Genomic DNA, 4,453 nt, shown 5'->3' with positions numbered 1-4,453 from the left:
TTGCCACCTTAGATTTAGCCGATTACACGCCGGCGATGCGAGAATTACAGCAAATCTTAACCGGCACACTAATATATTCAACCCAACGAAAAAAAGACCTACCGCCACCGACTTTTACGGATAGGGATTTAAAGGAAGGGTTACGCAGAAGTTGGACAGCGGAGCAGATAGGGCATTTACTGGTGAAATATGAAAGTGAATGGTATGCTGATGAAGAATTAAGTAAATGGAATGAGATAGATAACCTATATGAACAAGAAAAACAGCAAAAAAAAGAAATCATCGAAGAAGAGTTAAACAAACTCGGACTAACCTTACCTTATCAGCGAGACTTTGCCATGAAAAAAGTGGACGAAGCGCACGAACATGTCAAAAGCAACTGGCAACTAGAAAAAGAAGAGCGCATCAAACCCTCACTGTGGTGGAAAAAAGTGGCACAGGCACAAGCCCAAAATCAAACAACTAGCACAGAACAAAGTGAAGCCAATACGCCTAAACTATCCAATCTATCCGCAGACGGCAAGGCATGGTTTATTCATCCGGTGGCGATGATGGATTATTTTAATGTTATTAAAACTAGAACAACATTTGATGAAAAATATATCCCAGAAGATAATGAGGTTTATATAAATGTCATTGTACCTTCGCACCGTGGATTAGAGGGGCCTTTAATTGTATTTGATAGAAGTGAAATTTATTTTAAAACTCATGCACTTTGTCTTGGGACTAATACGAATCGTACAAAAGCAAGTGGAGATGGCGATACACCTACTGGTAGGACAAAGACAACATATTATCCAAATAGGCATAAAGGTGAATGGAGTTTTGGTAATTATGGATTTATTGAACTAATCGGAGATAGTGGTGAATTTTTAACTGCAACTAAAAATGGACGAGATGGAATAGGCATACATTCTGGGCATACTTCAGGGTATTATAGAAAATCTTTGGAAGATTTAGGTAATCTTATGAACACTCATGGGTGTATTCGGGTTTATAATGAAGCAATGAAAGAGTTAGGGGCTTTGTATACTAGGTTAAAAAGTGAAGGTAAAACAATATATTGTTACATAGAAGATTATGTTGGAGATATAAAAGATGTTTATGAATATTATGGCTTAGCTCCCGATCCTAAAGACACTGTAAGAAAAGGGAGAGTAAAAACACAATGATTCTAAATAAAATCCCCTGTTTTGTTTTTTTTGCTTTTTTTACGTTAATAGTTTCAGCTCAAACTGAAAAAGAAGAGTTAGATCAATTAATGCATATATGGGCAGAAAGAGATTTTGCCGAAGAAGTCAGTATAGTTTCTGACTTTTTGAAAAGCAAAGGTTATAAAATTCCTAGCGAAAAGAGCTTTAAACAAAGAAGTTTAGATTATTTTGGTATTGATGTGGATACAATAACATTTGATTGTCAATATATGATTAGTAAATATGATTATAGCTGTTTTACTAAGAATGGACGTTTTTTACTAACATACACAGAATCATTTCTGATGAGTGAATACAAAGGATTTGATGTTCCGCTTACTCCTAAGCAGGGTTTAGAGTTATTAAATAGCCCTAATAATGAGTATTCTCCTCATCTTATTGCTTATAATAAATTACTTTTTAATGATAATACTGATACTTTTGTAAAAAACTATTTTTTATCAAATCGGAAAAATTCGTTGCAAGAAGTTGTGATTTATTTCAATTATGAAAAAAATAGTTTGTTATATGAGGTCTCATTACCTGTATGGGATGACGATCTGAGAAATATGTGGCATTTCATTTTTTATAACAATTCACAAAAAGGATATCGGAAACGTTTATTAAATGATTTGTATATACAATCGGGAGAACATGTTATTTCAATTTTATTAAAAGATTTGTCCGATAATTGGTATATTTATCCAACAGGAATTCCTATTTCAGAAAATAAAAAAATTACGATTACCTCAGCATCACAAGATAAAGCTTTATTGCATCTGATTAAATTACAAAGTCAGCATCAGAGCGAGGAAACAAGTTTAACCGATAGCCAACGTAAAGCCTACCAATACCTGATTAATTTTTACGAAATAGATAATAAACTTGAATCAAGGCTTAAGGAAAATAATTTTTATAATATGGGGTTAAAAGTATCCGCTGAAGAACAAAAAGTCATTTCGGAAAGTAAAAACACACTAATAGAAAATCACTATATTACGAAATCAAATGATAATTATATTAATTTCCGCAGCCAACCAAATTCTAAAGCACCGATTATAAATAAATTATTAAATGATATAGATCTTATCAAAATTAATGTACAAGGTGAATGGTTATATGTCAAATTAAAGGATTCCCCCTCCATAAAGGGTTATGTTCATCTTAGTCAATTAGAATATAACGATAATAATTGAATGCATGTATCAATAAACATGATTAACTAGGTTAAATAATAATGATTAACAAAATAGGAAAGAAACTTATTATAGTTCTCGCTCTTTTTTCAATAAATGTGTTGGCTGATACAGAATCAGAGTTTGCATCAGCTAATTATTCAGATAAAACTATAAATATGATTTCAAAAATGCTTCAGCAAGAACATTATCAACTAATTAATTTAGAAGAATTTAAACAAAAAATTGATGATTATTTTGGTTCAGATACTGGCCTCAGCAAGAATAAAAATATTTGTCAAACATATACAGGTGAAGATAACTATTATGGCATAACAAATAATGGTAAATTTATTTATTCTTGCTTATTAACGAATTCATTTGCGAATGGAATATTAGATAATTCAAATAATAAATATGTTCAACAGTTAGTTGCTTATAATAAACTACTTTTTAATGATGATGATTCTGCTAAAAAATATATATTAAATCATAAGTATGATTATTTACCTGAAATCGTGATTAACTTTAATTATGAAAATGATGCTTTACTCTATGAAACAGCTGTTGTGAATCCATATATTTCCGACGAGTATAAATGGCATTTTTTATTTTATAATAACGAATTAAAAGGGTACAGAAAGCGTTTTTTAAATGACATGCTATTGGATAAAGCTTATTTTCGTGGTTTATTGATATCTTTATTTGTTAATTGGAATGTTGAACATAAAGACATTGGTATACAAGGGAAAAAGGTAAGAATCCCACAATCTACTAAAGATAAAGTATTAATTCATTTAATTAAATATCGTAGTCAGCTACAAAATAATGGTGAAACTTTAGAACGTAGCCAACACTTAGCCTATCAATACTTGACGGATTTTTTTAACAAAGATAACCAGTTAAAAGAGAGATTAGAGAAGAATGAATATTATAACATGGGTATAACTGTTTTAGAGGATAAAAAAAAAGTAATTTCCTATAGTCATGATGAATTATTGGAAAATCACTATTATACAAAGTCTTCAGAAAAAGTTGTTAACTTATTAAATAAGCCAGATATAAAATCTTCTATTATCATGACACTACCGAATAAAACTGATGTGATCAAGTTATATTCGAAATTTATTGATAGAGAAAAAAAACAAGAATGGTTATATGTTGGTTTAGCTAATGATAGAACTACAACGGGGTATATACATCTTAGCCAATTAGAATTTAAGGATAAACATTTCTAATAAATTGTTGTAGTTATAGGCTAGCGATAGATATTAAAGCAATTTTAGGGGGGATTTCCCCATGGCACTGGCCTGGGTTTGAAACGATAGAAGAAAAAGCCTCGATAAGTGAATTATCTAACAAGATTGGCAAAAATAAAGTGGCGAAATTGGATTTAGAAGATTACACGCCAGCGATGCAGGAATTACATCAAATCTTAACGGGAACTTTGCGTTATTCCAATCAGCGAAAAAAAACACACTTACCTTCTTTTACGGATAACTATTTAAAGGAAGGTCTACGCAGAAGTTGGACAGCGGAGCAGATAGGGCATTTACTGGTGAAATATGAAAGTGAATGGTATGCAGATGAAGGGTTAAGCAAATGGAACGAAGTTGATGAGCTATTTGAAGAAGAAAAGCAACAACAAAAAGCGCTTATTGAAGCAGGATTAGATAAACTTGGCATCACCGAGCCTTATCAGCGAGACTTTGCCATGAAAAAAGTGGACGAAGCGCACGAACATGTCAAAAGCAACTGGCAACTAGAAAAAGAAGAGCGCATTAAACCGTTATTCTGTATTAAACAATCGATAGTAATTCAGAGGATAATAAACCTTGTATGATCGTAATTGTGTAAAAAACACACCATAAATAAGTAGGGCAAAGCTCACGCTAATACGAAAGTAAAAGACAATATTTTTTGTTTAGGTACATTCGAATATTTATATCTTTTTGAATTTAAATTAAAAATTGGTGTTTCTTGGTGGAACGATAGAAATTGGAAAAAGCCTACTTACGACTTATTAAAAATCAATAAGTTAAAAATCTTTAAAAATTTAAAAAATCTGGTAGAATTTGTTGGTCG

The 4,453-nt window shown here is 31.3% G+C and carries 4 protein-coding genes; all 4 read left to right on the top strand.

Annotated features, from left to right (window positions below):
• On the top strand, nt 1-1,172 hold a 1,172-nt coding region (locus A9G36_RS07330), incomplete at its 5' end, for a L,D-transpeptidase (protein ID WP_141670635.1).
• The gene (locus A9G36_RS07325; RefSeq protein ID WP_034948641.1) at nt 1,169-2,389 is read left to right on the top strand and encodes an SH3 domain-containing protein; all 1,221 of its coding nucleotides are present in this window, start codon (nt 1,169-1,171) and stop codon (nt 2,387-2,389) included. The genes A9G36_RS07330 and A9G36_RS07325, both read left to right, overlap by 4 nt.
• A gap of 41 nt (nt 2,390-2,430) precedes the next feature.
• Nucleotides 2,431-3,606, top strand: coding sequence for a hypothetical protein (locus A9G36_RS07320; protein ID WP_034948638.1), 1,176 nt, complete (start codon nt 2,431-2,433; stop codon nt 3,604-3,606).
• A gap of 140 nt (nt 3,607-3,746) precedes the next feature.
• On the top strand, nt 3,747-4,211 hold the full coding sequence (locus A9G36_RS07315) for a hypothetical protein (protein ID WP_065585578.1): 465 nt from the start codon (nt 3,747-3,749) through the stop codon (nt 4,209-4,211).
• The last annotated feature ends 242 nt before the right edge of the window (nt 4,212-4,453 follow it).

This window comes from Gilliamella sp. Choc6-1 (assembly GCF_001690385.1).
In the GTDB taxonomy this organism is placed as follows: Bacteria; Pseudomonadota; Gammaproteobacteria; order Enterobacterales; family Orbaceae; genus Gilliamella; species Gilliamella apicola_A.
This window is presented reverse-complemented; position numbering and strand designations above follow the sequence as displayed.

Bases quoted from the DNA above. Each gene is read 5' to 3' on its own strand.
- A9G36_RS07325 (WP_034948641.1), top strand. From the start codon at position 1,169: ATGATTCTAAATAAAATCCCCTGTTTTGTTTTTTTTGCTTTTTTTACG.
- A9G36_RS07320 (WP_034948638.1), top strand. From the start codon at position 2,431: ATGATTAACAAAATAGGAAAGAAACTTATTATAGTTCTCGCTCTTTTT.